Genomic DNA, 16120 nt, shown 5'->3' on the forward strand with positions numbered 1-16120 from the left:
TTAAAACAACTATTTCTCTTCATATTCTTATATATTTATATTTTATCTAGCTCAAATCAGTATAATGACAATTAAATATAATCACCTTGTCCATCAAAGAACAATCTTTGTTGCTGGGCACCATCAAAGTCCATAATGACATAATAGCTTTCTTGTTGATAAGCTGATACATATGTTTTCACAATCAATTTATCACCAACAATATAACCTGTATCAACCAATCCATTATAAATTGTCTTTTCTTGCTGTGTTGATAAATCATATCTGACAACACTGCCATCCATAGACTGATAAAATAAATACTGCTCATTCATATTTAAGAAATTAATAACATTCGCTTTTAATACCTCTGTCTTTTTACTATTTATATCTAACAAACAGATACCATCTGATGATAAATAATAAAGTTTTCCATCTAAATAAATTAAATTATAAAATGATCCACTCAATAATTTTTCATCATTTTCTCCATTTCTATTCATACGATAAATACCATCATCAGATGTATAATAAATATAATCATCTACAACATTAATACAATAAGACTGTCTATCATTAAGCTTTGTCTGTTTTTGTGTATTGATATCATAAACATAGATTGATTCATTATCCTCGTCTAATTGATAATAGATGCGATCATTATCTATATATGGATAATAAATAGCTTTAGTTATGAATTGATTTTGATCTTTACCATCTAATGAAACTTCACATAAATAATTCTGTTGATTTGTATAATAAATCTTATCATTATGAATCATGATATTTTGACATTTCTCTGTGACCAATGTTTGACGGTTATTTAAGTTTTGATTCATGGATACAAGATACCCCTGATCATTACACATATAAAGCGTTTCTCCATCAAAATAAACCTCACCATTTTGATTGATATTTCCAACCAAACTTGAAAAACCTGTTTTTCCTGATATTGTCATGGGTTGTTGTGGTAACGTATCTGATGATGTATCATGAAAAGACGTATAATTAAGCATTGGTCCATGATAGACATATTCATAGGATACAACAGTTAAAACAGCCAAAACAATAACACTTACTAAAATGAGTAACTTATTTACTTTTTTATTGACTGGTATATCTTTAAAAGACGATGTCTTTGTTTCCTTTTCAACAGTTTCTTCATCAAAAAACAGTGGTTCATAATATCCACCATTTTGTTCTTGTGACTTGTATAATGGATGACCACAATATGGACAATAATTCATATCATTGCTGACTTCATTTTGACAATTTGGACAAATCATATCTCAATCCTCCTATGACTGTTGATGAGGATTTTCATGTTCATCAACAACTTTATAATCAACGTCAATAACATCACTATCCTGATTTTGGTAATCCTGATAAAGAGATTCATAATATTCTTGATCTTCTTTATCTTCATGTGACTGACGACGTGAAAAGAAAAGCTTTCTTATTATCCAGATAACCAAAATAACCCCAATCAAAACAATCAGGATTGGTAAAAATAATCTTAAAGCTAACATAATTAATACAAGCACACATAACAAATATATAAAATTATATCCCATATCATTTCTCCTTTTGCGATATAGTCTATATGATAAATATAAACTATAAATGAACTGCGTCTTCCTCCTCATGCCATACAAACAAATAGTAAACTGGTACTTTTAAACCTGATGCAAACTTTTCAACAACCTTTAAAGACACATTTCTACGACCTCTTTCAACATCTGAAACATAGTTTTTAGATAACTGGCAGCGAAATCCAAGTTCTTCCTGAGAAACATTTTGCATCAAACGGAGTTCTTTAATTCTTCTCCCAAAACGAATATTTATATTTTCCATACTCACTCATTCTCCATCTGTCGTATTTTTTGAGCTTCTTCCTTAATCTTTTTAAAACGATGATGTAATCCTGATTTACTAATGGTTTGACCAGTCTGCTGATAATATGTATCTGCCAATTCATTTAAAGTCAACTCAGGATTTTCTAAACGTAATAAAGCCACTGTACGTGTCTTATCATCTAAAATTTCAATGCCTACTTTATCAATGATATAGGCAATATCTTCAATTTGAGCTGTAGAAGCACTCATCGCTTTCACTTCATTAGCAATATCACAATTATTCCATCTGTTGACAGTATTGGCCATAGAACGGTCAATACGTGTCATTTCAAAATTCATAACTGATTGTGAAGCACCAATGGCTCTTAAAAAATCCCCAATTTTTTCTGCTGATTTTAAATACACAACATATTTATTACGTCTTTTAATCATTTTGGCATGCAAGTCATAACAATTCATCAACTCCATAATAAATGAAGCATATTCTGGTTCATTCACACTCATTTCCAGATGATAGTTAGATGTATCTGGATTATTCACACTTCCACAAGATAAAAAGACCCCAGCCAGATAAGCTCTTTTCTTGGCATCTGTTTCTAAAAAATGAATATCTGGAAAACTTTGTATACCAATGCCTTCCATAAGATGCAAGTCTTCTAAGATTTCTCTTGCCTTAGAAACCATCAATGTATAAATATTATTTTTTTTCAATTTCATTTTTCTAGAAACACGAAATTCTATATGTGGTTGATATAAATCCTTTAAGAATTTATGCAATTTAGATGCGATTTTCGCATTTTCAGTTCTTAATGTTAGCGTTAAGCCTGATTGATTGAGTGACAATGTTCCAAGAATTTTAATCATTGCACAAAGTATTGCCTTTTCGCACGGTTGATCAAAATCATTGAATACAATTTCTTCTTTGACGACTCTTGAAAAAGAAATCATCATAAAACCTCCTTAATGATCAGCATCACGATGCCATTTATAAACTTGATAATATTTTGAATAATACTCTGCAAAATAATTGGTAAGTGTGACTGAACGATGCTGTCCCCCAGTACATCCAATTCCAATAATCATTTGCATTTTACCCTCTTCTTCATATTTCTTTAATAAATAATCATAGTATTCTATTGTTCTACGAACAAATTCCTGTGTTTCACTTTGTGACATCACATAATCATAAACCTCTTTATCATTTCCAGTTAATTTTCTTAAACTTTCAATATAAAAAGGATTTGGTAAAAAACGTACATCTAATAATAAGTCTGCATCACGTGGAATTCCATGTTTATATCCAAATGAAATAAAAGAAACTCTAAATGTATCACGATTTCCTTTGTGGAAATAACTTTCTAATTTATCTTGTAATTTTGATGGCTTTAATAATGTTGTATCAATCACAATATTAGCCAACTGACTAATAGGGTCAGCCATTTCACGTTCAAATTCAATAGCTTCAACCAAAGATGATGCCACATTACTAATCATGAGTGGGTGAGAGCGTCTTGTCTGTTTATAACGTGAAAGTAAAACTTTATCGTCACAGTCTAAGAAAATAACTGTCAAATCTACCCAATCCATGTTTGATAAGATTCTCACAGCCAAAATCGCATCACCTAGCGATACTGCCATAGCCACTTTAGAATATTTCGTAGACGTACGCATTAAATCCCCAAATTCTTTTAATAATGGAATAGGATAATTATCTATACATCGATACTCCATATTTTCAAAGATAGCCATTGCCTGAGTTTTACCAGCCCCAGACATCCCCGTTACAACAATAACTTCAATTTTATTCATATAACTCACCTTCTCTTTTATAATATATCAAAAATCACATTATAAGTGTACTCTTTTTTTATACAAAAAGAGAAAAGAATCTATTTCCCTTCTCTCTATTTGAATAATGAAGCAATATATTGTCCTGCAATAGCACCATCATTAGCAGCAGTCACAACTTGTCGCAGTTGTTTATCAGTCACATCCCCACCAGCAAAAATACCAGCAACTTTTGTTTCCTGATTCATATCAACTTCAATATACCCTTTTTCATTCACTATTCCCAAATCTTTTACAAATTCTGTAATAGGATCTAATCCTATAAATGGAAAAATTCCTTGTGCTTCAATTGTAGAAAGCTCTCCTGTGTGAGAATCTTCTACAATCAACCCCACAACTTTTTGATCTTCAACTTTCACTTCATGAGGTTTCTTTAAATAATGGATTTCAATGTTGTCTTTTTCTTGTAATTTATTAACTAAATATTGATCAGCACGCAACACATCACGACGCACAATAATATGCACATGATTCACAATATCACTTAAATAAATAGCTTCTTCAATAGCACTGTTTCCGCCACCCACAACACAGACATCTTTATTTTTAAAGAAAGGTCCATCACAGACAGCACAATAAGACACACCTCTTCCACTCATTTCCTCTTCATGAGGGATTCCCATATGACGTTCTTTTGTACCTGTCGCAATAAAGACATAGCGTGCTTCGTATGTTTTATCACCTACATAAACAACTTGATGATCTTCATGATGTTCAATACGTGTCACTTCACCATATTCATATTGAGCACCAAAAGATAAGCATTGTTCATACATGGCATAAGCCAATTCTGGTCCTTTTGTTATTAATCCAGGATAATTTTCTATTTCAGCTGTTAAATTCATCTTTCCACCAGGTGCTCCACCATCTAAAACCAAAACACTGGCTCCTGCTCGTGTGGCATATAAGGCAGCTGTTAAACCAGCTGGACCAGCACCCACAACAATTAAATCAGTCATCCATTCATCTTCCTTTCTACAAATGTTATAATTTCTGACATATCATCTATCAGTAAATCAGGAGCTAAAGCTTGCATTGCCTGATAACCTTTAGGTGTCCATTTAACACCAGCGGTATAAATACCTGCATTTTTTCCAGCTTGTATATCAGTCACATTATCTCCAATATATAAACCGTTTAAACAATGAAATGTATTCATTACTTTTAAAATACCTTCAGGATTTGGCTTGACATGTTCAACATCATCCATTCCTAAAATCATATCAAAATAAGGAGTAATTTCAAATAAATCCAGCCCAATCAAAGCAGCCTGACGATATTTGGTTGTGACAACCGCTAATGGATAACCTTGTTTTGATAATGTTTTTAAGGTTTCTTCAACATAAGGGTAAATGGTCACATAATCCTGATGATGAGCATGATTATATGCGCGATAATAATCAATCAGTTCCTCAATCATATCATCAGGAAAATATCTAGAAAATGTATCTTTTAAGGCTGGGCCTAAAAATGATAAATGTTCCTGATCACTGATTTGATAGTCTGGCTTATAATGATGAAAGACATGTTCAAAAGATTTTCTAATTAACAAATCTGTATTTAATAATGTCCCATCCAAATCAAAAATAACTGCAAAATCTTTTTTCATAGTAACTCCTTTATATGTATTATATCATGAATATCACAAAGCTTATATGATTATGCTTTTAAAATATTTTCGATTTCATGAACCAATATTTTCATTTGTTCCATTGTGCCTATTGTTATTCTTAAATATTGCTCAATTCTTGGTTGATGAAAATAACGAACCAGTATACCTTTTTCTCTTAATTGTAAAAATAACTTCTGAGCATCATACTGAGGATGTTTCACAAAGATAAAATTGGCTTTTGAATCAGGCATTACAAAACCTAACTTTTTCAATTCAGACTTTGTATATTCTCGTGTTTCTATGATTTTTTGAGCATTTTGTTGAATATAATCACTATCTTCCATACTCGCAACACCAATAGCCTGTGCCAAACTATCAACAGGATAAGAATTAAATGAGTTTTTCACATCATATAGTTTAGCGATCACTTCCTGACTTCCTAGAGCTACCCCTAAACGAATGCCTGCTAATGAACGATATTTAGAAAATGTTTGTGTAATCAATAAATTTGGATATTTTTGAATCAATGGAACAGCACTTTGACCACCAAAATCAATATATGCTTCATCAATCACAACAATACTATCCTGATTATGTTTTAAAAGATCTTCAATCATACCTAACGAAACACATAGTCCTGTTGGGGCATTGGGGTTAGGGAAAATAATACCAGAATTAGGCTGAATATAATCTTCTTTGTCGATTTCAAAATCTTGATTTAAAGGAATTTTTTTGTAAGCTATCTGATACAGCTCACAATAAACTGGATAAAAAGAATAACTGATATCAGGAAACAGCACTGGTTCTTGACCATTAAAGCATGTTAAAAAGATCAGTGCCAGCACTTCATCTGAACCATTTCCAACAAAAACCTGACGTGTATCTAAATGATGATAATCAGCTAATGCCTGTCTTAATGCATCCGCATCTGGACGTGGATATAAAGCCAAATGTGAAGAATCAAAATTCAAAATCGCCTGTTTCACTTTTTCACCTGGATCATATGGATTTTCATTCGTATTTAATTTAATTAAATTTTTAATTTGTGGTTGTTCTCCTGCTTCATAAGGTTGAACATTTCTTAACTTATCTTGCCAACTCATTATTTTTCCCTCCTAACATATCTTGAATCACTTCATGAACATAATGAACATGTCTTGGTATCATTGATTTGATATCTTCATGAGCATGTTTAAAAGTATAACCCTGTCTGATAGCTTGCAGCATAGACAAATCATTATATGAATCACCTATCGCATAAATATCCTGTTCATTGATACCTAAATGCTGACAAAGCCATGTCATACCATTGCCTTTAGAACATCCTCTTGCGACAATATCAACATAATGCAAATTATAATACACACTGAGCTTATCCCCATAATGCTTTTGAATATATTCATAACAGGCTTCTGTGATTGTCATTTCCTGATTATCCTGATGAAAAGAAATAATATCAAAATGTGGTGCATTCTGATAAAGTTCCTGAAATGAAACATCAACTGGCTCTTCAAGATTTGTCATATGTTCTACACACTGTCCATGACTAAAACCATAACTGACTGCTCCATCACTATAAAAAGAATATAAATCGTTAAATTGTGTCACATAATCTAAAATAGCTCTCCCAGTATGCGCATCCATCTTTTTTTCATATAAAACACGATGATTTCTATCTAGAATTTGAGCTCCATTATTTAATATTAAATAATCATAAGGAAATGGAATCTCATTTAAAATCCATTTCATTTCAAAAAGTTGTCGACCTGTACAGAGTGCTATTTTATGCCCTTGTTTTTGTAGTTCTTTCATCCAATCAATGTTATCCTGACTTATATTTTGATTGTCATGAACCAATGTTCCATCTACATCACTAATCAATATCTTCATTACATATCACCTATTGTTCCTATTATATCTAACCTATATCAAAAAGCAAAGTGAAATTTTGTATATTGTTATTCTTGCACATAAATAGATTTTATCATATTTTCCATACAATCCTATTTTCCATATAATCCTATAATGCAAAAAGGATTGACTTCTATGCCATATAGAAACCAACCCTTCTTTTAAATTTTTAAGCAATATAATCTTGAGGTGTATGCACATAAGTCAACTTTGAATAATAAGATTGATCTCTACGGTATACAACAAATGAAGATTGTCCATCATAATTTCCCATACCATAATGACCTAGTCTTTCTTTTTTCTCTTCAAATTCTTTTTGACGTTCTTTAAAATCCTGCATCAATTGTGTTGTTGTGCTTTGTTGACCAGTAAATGTTTGTACAAGTTTTTGTTGGTCTTCTGTCAAAAATAATTCATCAAAAGTTGTCGCATGATCTTTGATAAAAGTAATTTTCTCATCATTATAATTATGTGCTCTATCAAATGTACGTTGAACCTGAAGTGTGAGGTTTTCATCTATTTGAATCTGATAAGTCAAATCATAAAAAATATTGTAATTATCTGCAATTTGAATCTGATAATTTTTTGTCCATGATCCAGCTTGCTTTTGTGATAATGAAGCTTCAAATTTTTCTATATCATCGACAATACCATCAACATTTGTAAACTGATTTTGAAAATCAGCTAATGTATCATAAACAGCAATCACTCTCATTGCATCACCCTGAATTTCAGGAAGCTCCACTCGCTCATTGTGTTGGATGGTTTCATCGCTTACCATATTATTAAGAACGCGACTATATAATAAAGGAATAGTTATAAATGAAAAGAAAATAATGACATACAACAAATAAGTCATCGCTTTATTTTTGGGTTTTTGATAACGATAATTGTTCCTTAAATCTAATCCACAATGAGAACAAAAATTCTCATTCTCCTTTAATTCGTGTCCACATCTCGGGCATTTTTTCATATTCTATTCCTCCTCAAAATAATCATTCATAAAGACTTCAAATTCATCTAAAAACGCTTGTTTCCTTTTTTGTTGTTGTTCACGATCTTGGATATCAAAATAATCTTCATCCAAATACTGATAAGTTTCATCTATTTTCCCATTTCTAATAACCTCAATTGTAGGTGTCCAATCAAAATCTAATCTTTGATAAATATTTTCATAAAAGTCTTTTTCTGCCTGTGTTGCATCATCATCTCGAGCACGATCACGATATTCCTTAATATTCAAATAATAAATACCTGTTCCTTCATGCTCATTGATGTACTCTTCTAATACAGGATAAAAATCCTGACAATCTCCACAGTCCGGTCTACCTATATATAATAAAAAAGTGACTTTTTGATCAAGCTTTTCTACCAATTCTTCATAAGGTATTTCTTGAATACCTTGAATAACCAATTTCTCTGTTTGTGTATGTTGACATCCTATTAATAATAGACATATTATAAATAGGCATATCCATTTTTTCATGATTATCACCACTTTTGTTTAATATAACATAAAGACTCATCAATAATCAACTTATGTCTTTCCATTTTCAAAATCTATCATGACTTTTTAAACTCTATATTAACTTTATGCATTTATTGTATTTAAAAAACGCACAAACGTGCGTTTTCATCATCTAAACTCATTTATATCTATGAAACTGGAATAGTGACTTCTTCTACTTTTGAATTTCCATAATCAGCAATCGACTGTTTTTGGAGTGATGTCAATACATCAGCTTCATTTTCAACATAATCAAATGAATCATTATATAAACGTGATTCTCCCATATATTCATCATCACTATCATAACTAGAATCAAAGTTTGTGTAATAATACATATATCTTGTTTTTTCAACATCTTGATGTGTTGAATAGTCATAACTCTGATAAGTTTCTTTAAAGACAAAGACTAAATAATTTCTTTGATATTCAATATTTTCTGTATTTTCTTTAATATAATAAGACTTATAGAAAGTTCTTTTTGAATCGGTATCATAATAAGATGAATTTGTTGATTCTTGTAATGCAGCATCATATGCTTTTTGATAAAGCGTTTTATCAATTTCAGAAGCACTTTGATATTTCACAATTAAACCTGAAACATCAAATTGCTTTGATTCTTCTTTTAAAACAACTTTTAATTGTTTAGCTGTTTCCTTTGAATATACGGCTGTTACTGTTACTTTATCGCCATTAGAAAGTTCTCCATTATTTTCAATATCAAATGAAATATCACCAACAAACTGTGCTAACTGAGCATTAGTCATATCATAGTCAATATCTGACTCATCAATATAGGCTTCCCCAGCACCATCATATCCATCATATGATACGGTCATGTTTGCAAAAGCATCAATAACTGTTTTATTGAAGAATGTATCCCAAATCTTATATCCTACAAAAGCTAGCACAACAACAATGACAGCACCTAAAATCATTTTCCCATTTTTTGTTTTCAAAAATGCAATAGCTTTTTCTTTTGTAATGACGGGTTCTGCAGGTGTCTTCACTTCTTGTGTTGGGGCAGTTGTATCTTCTGTAACTGTTTGATGCACTGGTGGTGGTGATTGAATCGTCTGTCCCTTCCCAGCTGGTAAATAAGCATCTAAAACGGACACATGAATCACTTGATCTAAACGCAACATGATAAATAAATGTAATAATGCTGAAGCAAAAACAAGAATACCCATGATAGTTGTGAAAGTTTGATTTCCACCCAAACCTTGTAATGAATTACCTAGACCTATCATCTGGAATCCAAAAAATACGGAAAAGACTGTGTGTAAAATAGCATCCCATAAAATACCCTGAACTTTTTCTGTCTTTAAATAATAAAGATATAAAAGTACAGTTACAACAATCACACCTAATACACCAACCATCAAAAAGATAGCCCAGTTAATAAGACTTGATAATGAACCCATCAAACTGAATACATCTGATGCCATAGTCGCAATTCTCCATAAACTGATAGATAATATCAAGTCAAATATGAGAATCAATAAACATAGCGGTTTAAAAGAATATGTTTTTTTCATTGTGATTCCCCTCCTTCATCGGGATTTGATTCTTGAGAAGAACTCTCCTGATTAACGTTTATAGCCTCACCACAAAGTAGTGATGGTGTATATGGCTGTAAGAATGAAAGATGAATCACATGATACATCTGTAAAAGAACAATAATATGGAAGATAGCACCAATGAATGTCACAACCAATGTCAATTGTAAACTTCCTAGAATTGATGCAACCATATTACTTTCTGATTGTGTAGACCCCCATATCAATGATCCTAATCCTCCCATGACTGTTGACATGATTGTATCAAAGAAGCGTAAGAATAAAACAAATTCAATTGCCCCTATAACACAACTGATAATGATAGCTATTTTTCTTTCTTCATAAATAAAAAATACAAGTAATAAAATCGCAATGACTGCTGTTGCGACAATGCCTAATAAAAAAATCAAAGAAGCATTTGTCAATGAATCTGTTGAAAAATTCGCCAAGCTTGCATAATCACCCGAACTTGATGCATTTGCAAGACTGTTTAATGGTGAATAAATCATATATGTTCCAATGAGTGCTATAACATTGACAATAGCCGTTGCGATAGCCAATGGAGCATATTTTAATTTTGGTTTCATAATAACCCCTCCCTTTTACTTATTATATCATATTTTGACATAGATAGACTTATTTTCATGTTGTCTACAAAAAAAAGGCCAGACGTTTTGATTCGTCTTAGCCTTCATTTCTATTATTTTAATAAGCTTTCTCCAGTCATTTCTTTAGGAATTGGTAATCCTAATAACTGTAAGATTGTTGGAGCTAAATCTCCTAGTTTTCCACCTTCTTTTAATTCTAAGTGTGTATTTGTTAGAATTAAAGGTACTGGATTTGTTGTATGAGCTGTAAATGGATTTCCTTCTTCATCCAATAGTCTTTCACTGTTACCATGGTCCGCAGTAATTAACATTGTTCCACCAAGTTCAAGAACTTTTTCATAAACTTCTCCAACACATTCATCAACGACGCTGACTGCTTTGATAGCTGCAGGAATAATTCCAGTATGTCCAACCATATCACAGTTTGCAAAGTTGACAATCACAACATCATAGATATCTTTATCTAATTCAGCAATTAATGCATCTTTAACTTCATATGCACTCATTTCTGGTTGTAAATCATAAGTGGCAACTTTTGGTGAATTAATTAAAACACGAGTTGCTCCTTCAATTTCTTTATCAACTCCACCATCCATAAAGAATGTAACATGCGCATATTTTTCAGTTTCAGCAATTCTTAATTGTTTTAATCCTTGAGCTGATAAATAATCACCTAAAGTATTTGATAAATCCAATGAATGGAATGCGATATCTCCATTAACAGTATCAGCATATCTCATCATACATACAAAGTGAATATTTTGTGGTTTATCTGCTGGTTTAAAGTTATCATAAACATCAGCAGTGAACACATTAGACATTTGAATTGCTCTATCTGGTCTGAAGTTAGCAAAGATAATAGCATCATTATCTGCAATAGCACCATTTGTATCTGGATTATATCCAGGAATCACGAATTCATCATAAACTTCTTTCGCATATGAATCTTTGACATATTGAACTGGATCACTATAAGTTTCACCAGATTTTCCAATTAATGCATTATAAGCTAATTCAATACGATCCATTCTTTTATCTCTGTCCATAGCATAATATCTACCAGAGATAGAAGCAATTTGACCAACACCAATTTCATCCATTTGATCTTGTAATTCTTTCACAAAATCAGCACCGCTATCAGGCGCTACATCTCTACCATCTAAGAATGCATGGACATAAACTTTTTCTAAACCTTGATCTTTTGCAAGTTTTAACAATGCATAAATATGTTCATTTGAAGAGTGAACACCACCATTTGATAATAATCCCCAAATATGTAACTTAGAATCATTATCTTTTGCATGTTGAATTGCTTTTAAGAAAGCTTCATTTGTAAAGAATGTTCCATCTTCTACAGCTTTATTAATGAGTGTTAATGATTGGTACACAATTCTTCCCGCACCAATATTTAAATGCCCAACTTCACTATTTCCCATTTGTCCTTCAGGTAATCCAACGGCATTTCCACAAGCTTTTAAAGTTGTTGTTGGATACATGGCCATTAAATCATCTAAATTAGGTGTATTTGCTAATTTGACAGCATTTCCATCAACACGATCAGTTAATCCATACCCATCTAAAATACATAAAACTACAGGTCTTTTTTTCATATTCTCTATACCTCCATATGCGTCCATTATACAAAATTTGACTTAAAAAATAAAGTTATAAAATACATTTTATCTTCTTTTTCTAGGAGTAGAAATCATATAAATACCAATAAAGCTAATCAGCAATGGCCAATAAGCCCTAATACTTGATTCTAATTGCTTCATAAACTCATTTTGCTGTCCTTGATTAATTGTTAATAATACACCCAACATCATCATTATGATACCTATATTCTTTCTTAGATTCATTATTATCACCAATATTATTCTAGCATCTCCTATTTACGAAGTTTGTCATTATCAAGTAAGGAATGACAAAAGCGTAGCAAGCCTCTTAAATCAACAGGTTCTCTACCTTTTTGTGAATAGACAATCACTTCCAGTCGATTATATTCAAAACGATTAGAATGAATAATACTATTCATATCTCTACGTAACTCTGGTGGTGTCACAATCATTAAATTTTCTGACATTTTTCTAAGTAAAATACACAATGTTGCTAATGAAAGTTCTAAATCCAAAGTTGCTTTGGTTCTATCATGAGTCAAAATATAAGAATCAAAAACTCCCTTTTTATCATCAATCTGATTAAAACGATTTAAAATCATTTCAACACTGACAACATTATCTTCTAAAGCTTCCATATAACATAAACGCTTTAATTCCCTTTTGCTAGACATAGCATCACCCTATTTCATTATACATGAAATCAAACCATTATACAAAAAAAGTCAGCTTTCGCTGACTAATCTTCACGATACAAACAATATAAACCATGACCATAATAAATCATCGCAATAATCATTAACACTAGAGTTGAATAAATCAATACTGATGATAACAATGTTCGAGGAATATAGAATGCGACTAATATAATAGACACAACAAAGAATACTGCAGTCGCCACTTTCCCAGGCATTTGTGCCTGAGATAAATGTTTATCTTTTTTACGATAGATATAATACCCTACAAATAGTAACATACCATCTTTTAAAACAATAATCGCAACTAATAAGGCATAAGCTGGATATGTATACATCAATGTGCATGCAACGACGAACTGTGTCAGTTTATCAGCCACAGGATCAATTAACTTACCAAGTTCTGTAATCATATGATATTTTCTAGCAATGAATCCATCCAGAAAATCACTTAAACTCGATAGCACCAACACCCCAGCAGCCACCAAGTGCCCCTTATCTGATTGCAAATCAAAATATGCCCACAAAAATACGGGTACAAGTAATATACGAAAATAACATAATATATTTGGAATACTGAATATCTCTTTTTTTGTAAACATCATATGTCCCTGCCTTTATATATTCCCTATTATAAGGAAAATAGATAGTGAAGTCAACGTATGTTATTTTTGAATATATTCGATAATATCCTGAATAATTTCATCTTGCTTCAATGAAGAAATATCTATCTGATGTGTAGATAACTTATCATAACAAGACATACGCTCTAAGCTTCTTTTGATGATGCTTTCTTCTCTTAGACCTAAGTCAATATCTTTTTGAAGATGTTGTCTTAATGTCTGTTCATCACAGACAAGGGATATTGAATAAACCTGACAGTCATGTAAACAAAGACGATCACAAATTTGGTCAATAATAGATTGATCATGCATCACCCAACAAAAAATAATATTTTCAATCACAGAACAGTCAATAAAAGACTGTAACTGATAGACAATATTATTGATGACCATGGCTTTGGTTTCCTCATTCACAATAAAAGGATGCATATCCCAACACCAATCACCATCTAACATAACGCTATGATTTAATTTCTTTTTTAAAAGTTGACTCGTGGTTGTTTTCCCAACTCCCATCGTTCCACCAATCATAATAATCTTTTTCATATAACCTCCAAAAAAAGCTTCGGGTCTTTTCCCAAAGCTTTTAAAATTTCAAGAATTTTCTAACTGATACAAAACTTCCAATCAAACCAACACCACATCCTAAAGCAACCATTATTCCTGAACATTGCCAAATAAATGGGAATGGTTCACGCATTGATAACATGGCTGGCAATAAATCCACAGCTCCACTGTATATCCAATTATATCCAAAATACATCACCAGAATAGGAACAATAGAACCTAATAAACCAATAAAAACACCCTCAAGCATATATGGTAAACGAATATACCAGTTGCTTGCTCCAACCATACGCATAATGCTGATTTCTGTTTGACGTGATGTAATTGTAATCTTGATTGTATTGGCAATCATAAACAATGCAATAATAGTCAGCCCTACAACGAAAATAGCACCACCATTTCTAACTGTTTCTAAACTATTCACTAAAGAATTTGTAGAGTCTCCACCAGATGTCGCTTGATTGACATGTTCTAAACCACTAATCTGATCAGCTACCGTATCTATTTCTTTGGCATCGTCTACTTCAACAACATAAGCCGCTCCTAAAGGATTGTTTTCACGATAACTTTCAAACAATTTTTTCCCATCTTCATCCTGCATTTCAATTAACTTATCTAACTCATTTTCCTTAGATGAAAAAGTTGCTTTCTTAACGCCATCAATTTTTTCAATTTCAGGCAATATCTGTTGTGCTTCTTTATCACTGATTTCTCTATCCATCTGTACATAGATTGTTAAACTATCTTCAATACTATAAGTCATATCCTGAATATTAATCGCAATAACTCCAATCACTGCAATTAATAATAAGGTTATAGTCACTGCAAAAATAGATGATACAGACATAACGCCATTACGCCAAATATTTTGGAAAGCTGTTTTACAGTGTTTAGGAAAGTTTCTTATACAACTAATGAATTCCATCAACATAACCTCCTACACTTGTATCCGTTTTAATACAACCATCTTCAATTAAAATTGTTCTTTTTTTATGTTTTTGAACAATTTCTTTATCATGTGTAACAACTAATATTGTTGTATGATTAATTTCATTAATTCGCTCTAATAATTCTATAATTTCATGAGAAGTATCAGGATCCAAGTTTCCTGTTGGTTCATCAGCAATCAAAACCTTAGGATTATTCACAATCGCTCTGGCAATCGCTACACGTTGTTGTTGACCACCAGATAATTCATGAGGAAAAGCATTGGCTTTATCTTCTAATCCAACAAGTTCTAATGTTCTTCTCACTTTTTTTCTGATTTGAACTTTAGGTGTATCCGTCACTTCTAATGTAAAAGCCACATTTTCAAAGACTGTTTTTTTAGGTAATAATCTAAAGTTTTGAAAAACAACACCAATATTTCTTCTAAAATAAGGAACTTTACGATCTTTAATTTTAGAGACATCCTGTCCTGCTACTATAACTTTGCCAGAACTGGCTTTTTCTTCACGATACAATAATTTGATGAAAGTTGATTTACCTGCCCCAGTTGGACCAATGACATAAACAAACTCACCATCACCAATATCAACATTCATATTATTAACGGCTCTTACACCGGTTTTATATACTTTTGTTACATTTTCAAGTTTTATCATCCAATCACCTCTCGACATATTATAACATATATTTCAACGAATAAAATGGGAAATAATGGATTTCTTGTAAAATCATAATGAACACATTTTTCTGTTTTTCTTTGTTTTCTTTTTAAAATTTTGTATAATAATATT

Annotated in this window: 20 protein-coding genes; all 20 read right to left on the reverse strand. The window is 31.6% G+C overall.

Annotated elements, in window-relative coordinates; genetic code table 11:
* Positions 1 to 71: 71 nt before the first annotated feature.
* The 20 genes from E0K96_RS07345 to ftsE all read right to left on the reverse strand — a co-directional run bounded on the left by E0K96_RS07345 (position 72) and on the right by ftsE (position 15985).
* A complete protein-coding gene (locus E0K96_RS07345) occupies positions 72 to 1265 on the reverse strand; it encodes a DUF5050 domain-containing protein (RefSeq protein ID WP_168082289.1) in 1194 nt (397 codons plus the stop codon).
* Positions 1266 to 1277: 12 nt separating this feature from the next.
* Entirely contained in the window at positions 1278 to 1553 is a 276-nt protein-coding gene (locus E0K96_RS07350) for a DUF4834 domain-containing protein (protein WP_087297224.1), read from the reverse strand.
* Between the two features lie 43 nt (positions 1554 to 1596).
* Positions 1597 to 1833: a helix-turn-helix domain-containing protein gene (locus tag E0K96_RS07355; RefSeq protein WP_087243846.1), complete on the reverse strand. Its 237-nt coding sequence runs from the start codon at positions 1831 to 1833 to the stop codon at positions 1597 to 1599.
* Between the two features lie 2 nt (positions 1834 to 1835).
* Positions 1836 to 2783 (reverse strand): DNA-binding protein WhiA, encoded by a 948-nt coding sequence (gene whiA / locus E0K96_RS07360; RefSeq protein WP_087243847.1) that lies wholly within the window; start codon positions 2781 to 2783, stop codon positions 1836 to 1838.
* A gap of 12 nt (positions 2784 to 2795) precedes the next feature.
* On the reverse strand, positions 2796 to 3644 hold the full coding sequence (rapZ, locus tag E0K96_RS07365) for an RNase adapter RapZ (protein ID WP_087243848.1): 849 nt from the start codon (positions 3642 to 3644) through the stop codon (positions 2796 to 2798).
* 95 nt (positions 3645 to 3739) lie between these two features.
* Positions 3740 to 4642, reverse strand: coding sequence for a thioredoxin-disulfide reductase (trxB, locus tag E0K96_RS07370; protein ID WP_168082265.1), 903 nt, complete (start codon positions 4640 to 4642; stop codon positions 3740 to 3742).
* Positions 4639 to 5292 carry a pyrophosphatase PpaX gene (gene ppaX / locus E0K96_RS07375; protein WP_168082267.1) on the reverse strand — a complete coding sequence of 218 codons (654 nt, stop codon included), beginning with the start codon at positions 5290 to 5292 and terminating at the stop codon, positions 4639 to 4641. Before ppaX ends, trxB begins: the two co-directional genes overlap by 4 nt.
* 50 nt (positions 5293 to 5342) lie before the next feature.
* On the reverse strand, positions 5343 to 6398 hold the full coding sequence (gene hisC, locus E0K96_RS07380) for a histidinol-phosphate transaminase (protein WP_168082269.1): 1056 nt from the start codon (positions 6396 to 6398) through the stop codon (positions 5343 to 5345).
* Positions 6382 to 7185: a Cof-type HAD-IIB family hydrolase gene (locus E0K96_RS07385; protein WP_168082271.1), complete on the reverse strand. Its 804-nt coding sequence runs from the start codon at positions 7183 to 7185 to the stop codon at positions 6382 to 6384. Before E0K96_RS07385 ends, hisC begins: the two co-directional genes overlap by 17 nt.
* Positions 7186 to 7375: 190 nt before the next feature.
* On the reverse strand, positions 7376 to 8179 hold the full coding sequence (locus tag E0K96_RS07390) for a zinc ribbon domain-containing protein (RefSeq protein WP_168082273.1): 804 nt from the start codon (positions 8177 to 8179) through the stop codon (positions 7376 to 7378).
* Positions 8180 to 8182: 3 nt separating this feature from the next.
* Positions 8183 to 8692 carry a thioredoxin family protein gene (locus E0K96_RS07395; RefSeq protein ID WP_168082275.1) on the reverse strand — a complete coding sequence of 170 codons (510 nt, stop codon included), beginning with the start codon at positions 8690 to 8692 and terminating at the stop codon, positions 8183 to 8185.
* A 170-nt stretch (positions 8693 to 8862) separates the two neighbouring features.
* On the reverse strand, positions 8863 to 10251 hold the full coding sequence (locus E0K96_RS07400; RefSeq protein ID WP_168082277.1) for a beta/alpha barrel domain-containing protein: 1389 nt from the start codon (positions 10249 to 10251) through the stop codon (positions 8863 to 8865).
* Positions 10248 to 10859, reverse strand: coding sequence for a hypothetical protein (locus tag E0K96_RS07405; protein WP_168082279.1), 612 nt, complete (start codon positions 10857 to 10859; stop codon positions 10248 to 10250). The genes E0K96_RS07400 and E0K96_RS07405 overlap by 4 nt, the downstream gene beginning before the upstream one ends.
* Positions 10860 to 10972: 113 nt before the next feature.
* Positions 10973 to 12490 (reverse strand): 2,3-bisphosphoglycerate-independent phosphoglycerate mutase, encoded by a 1518-nt coding sequence (gene gpmI / locus E0K96_RS07410; protein WP_087298200.1) that lies wholly within the window; start codon positions 12488 to 12490, stop codon positions 10973 to 10975.
* A 69-nt stretch (positions 12491 to 12559) separates the two neighbouring features.
* Positions 12560 to 12739 carry a hypothetical protein gene (locus E0K96_RS07415; protein ID WP_168082281.1) on the reverse strand — a complete coding sequence of 60 codons (180 nt, stop codon included), beginning with the start codon at positions 12737 to 12739 and terminating at the stop codon, positions 12560 to 12562.
* Positions 12740 to 12768: 29 nt separating this feature from the next.
* Complete coding sequence (locus E0K96_RS07420; RefSeq protein ID WP_168082283.1) at positions 12769 to 13170, reverse strand: hypothetical protein; 402 nt, start codon at positions 13168 to 13170, stop codon at positions 12769 to 12771.
* A gap of 65 nt (positions 13171 to 13235) precedes the next feature.
* Complete coding sequence (locus E0K96_RS07425; RefSeq protein ID WP_370519892.1) at positions 13236 to 13796, reverse strand: CDP-alcohol phosphatidyltransferase family protein; 561 nt, start codon at positions 13794 to 13796, stop codon at positions 13236 to 13238.
* Between the two features lie 60 nt (positions 13797 to 13856).
* Complete coding sequence (locus E0K96_RS07430; protein WP_168082285.1) at positions 13857 to 14360, reverse strand: AAA family ATPase; 504 nt, start codon at positions 14358 to 14360, stop codon at positions 13857 to 13859.
* 40 nt (positions 14361 to 14400) lie between these two features.
* Entirely contained in the window at positions 14401 to 15306 is a 906-nt protein-coding gene (gene ftsX / locus E0K96_RS07435) for a permease-like cell division protein FtsX (RefSeq protein ID WP_168082287.1), read from the reverse strand.
* Positions 15293 to 15985 (reverse strand): cell division ATP-binding protein FtsE, encoded by a 693-nt coding sequence (ftsE, locus tag E0K96_RS07440; protein ID WP_087243863.1) that lies wholly within the window; start codon positions 15983 to 15985, stop codon positions 15293 to 15295. The genes ftsX and ftsE overlap by 14 nt, the downstream gene beginning before the upstream one ends.
* Positions 15986 to 16120: the final 135 nt, after the last annotated feature.

It is taken from the genome of Massilimicrobiota sp. SW1139, assembly GCF_012027715.1.
Classification (GTDB): Bacteria; Bacillota_I; Bacilli_A; order Erysipelotrichales; family Coprobacillaceae; genus Allocoprobacillus; species Allocoprobacillus merdigallinarum.

What these genes read in the sequence shown, in the direction of transcription:
- E0K96_RS07345 (WP_168082289.1), bottom strand. Translation starts at nt 1,265, where the DNA reads ATGATTTGTCCAAATTGTCAAAATGAAGTCAGCAATGATATGAATTAT.
- E0K96_RS07350 (WP_087297224.1), bottom strand. Translation starts at nt 1,553, where the DNA reads ATGGGATATAATTTTATATATTTGTTATGTGTGCTTGTATTAATTATG.
- E0K96_RS07355 (WP_087243846.1), bottom strand. Translation starts at nt 1,833, where the DNA reads ATGGAAAATATAAATATTCGTTTTGGGAGAAGAATTAAAGAACTCCGT.
- whiA (WP_087243847.1), bottom strand. Translation starts at nt 2,783, where the DNA reads ATGATTTCTTTTTCAAGAGTCGTCAAAGAAGAAATTGTATTCAATGAT.
- rapZ (WP_087243848.1), bottom strand. Translation starts at nt 3,644, where the DNA reads ATGAATAAAATTGAAGTTATTGTTGTAACGGGGATGTCTGGGGCTGGT.
- trxB (WP_168082265.1), bottom strand. Translation starts at nt 4,642, where the DNA reads ATGACTGATTTAATTGTTGTGGGTGCTGGTCCAGCTGGTTTAACAGCT.
- ppaX (WP_168082267.1), bottom strand. Translation starts at nt 5,292, where the DNA reads ATGAAAAAAGATTTTGCAGTTATTTTTGATTTGGATGGGACATTATTA.
- hisC (WP_168082269.1), bottom strand. Translation starts at nt 6,398, where the DNA reads ATGAGTTGGCAAGATAAGTTAAGAAATGTTCAACCTTATGAAGCAGGA.
- E0K96_RS07385 (WP_168082271.1), bottom strand. Translation starts at nt 7,185, where the DNA reads ATGAAGATATTGATTAGTGATGTAGATGGAACATTGGTTCATGACAAT.
- E0K96_RS07390 (WP_168082273.1), bottom strand. Translation starts at nt 8,179, where the DNA reads ATGAAAAAATGCCCGAGATGTGGACACGAATTAAAGGAGAATGAGAAT.
- E0K96_RS07395 (WP_168082275.1), bottom strand. Translation starts at nt 8,692, where the DNA reads ATGAAAAAATGGATATGCCTATTTATAATATGTCTATTATTAATAGGA.
- E0K96_RS07400 (WP_168082277.1), bottom strand. Translation starts at nt 10,251, where the DNA reads ATGAAAAAAACATATTCTTTTAAACCGCTATGTTTATTGATTCTCATA.
- E0K96_RS07405 (WP_168082279.1), bottom strand. Translation starts at nt 10,859, where the DNA reads ATGAAACCAAAATTAAAATATGCTCCATTGGCTATCGCAACGGCTATT.
- gpmI (WP_087298200.1), bottom strand. Translation starts at nt 12,490, where the DNA reads ATGAAAAAAAGACCTGTAGTTTTATGTATTTTAGATGGGTATGGATTA.
- E0K96_RS07415 (WP_168082281.1), bottom strand. Translation starts at nt 12,739, where the DNA reads ATGAATCTAAGAAAGAATATAGGTATCATAATGATGATGTTGGGTGTA.
- E0K96_RS07420 (WP_168082283.1), bottom strand. Translation starts at nt 13,170, where the DNA reads ATGTCTAGCAAAAGGGAATTAAAGCGTTTATGTTATATGGAAGCTTTA.
- E0K96_RS07425 (WP_370519892.1), bottom strand. Translation starts at nt 13,796, where the DNA reads ATGATGTTTACAAAAAAAGAGATATTCAGTATTCCAAATATATTATGT.
- E0K96_RS07430 (WP_168082285.1), bottom strand. Translation starts at nt 14,360, where the DNA reads ATGAAAAAGATTATTATGATTGGTGGAACGATGGGAGTTGGGAAAACA.
- ftsX (WP_168082287.1), bottom strand. Translation starts at nt 15,306, where the DNA reads ATGGAATTCATTAGTTGTATAAGAAACTTTCCTAAACACTGTAAAACA.
- ftsE (WP_087243863.1), bottom strand. Translation starts at nt 15,985, where the DNA reads ATGATAAAACTTGAAAATGTAACAAAAGTATATAAAACCGGTGTAAGA.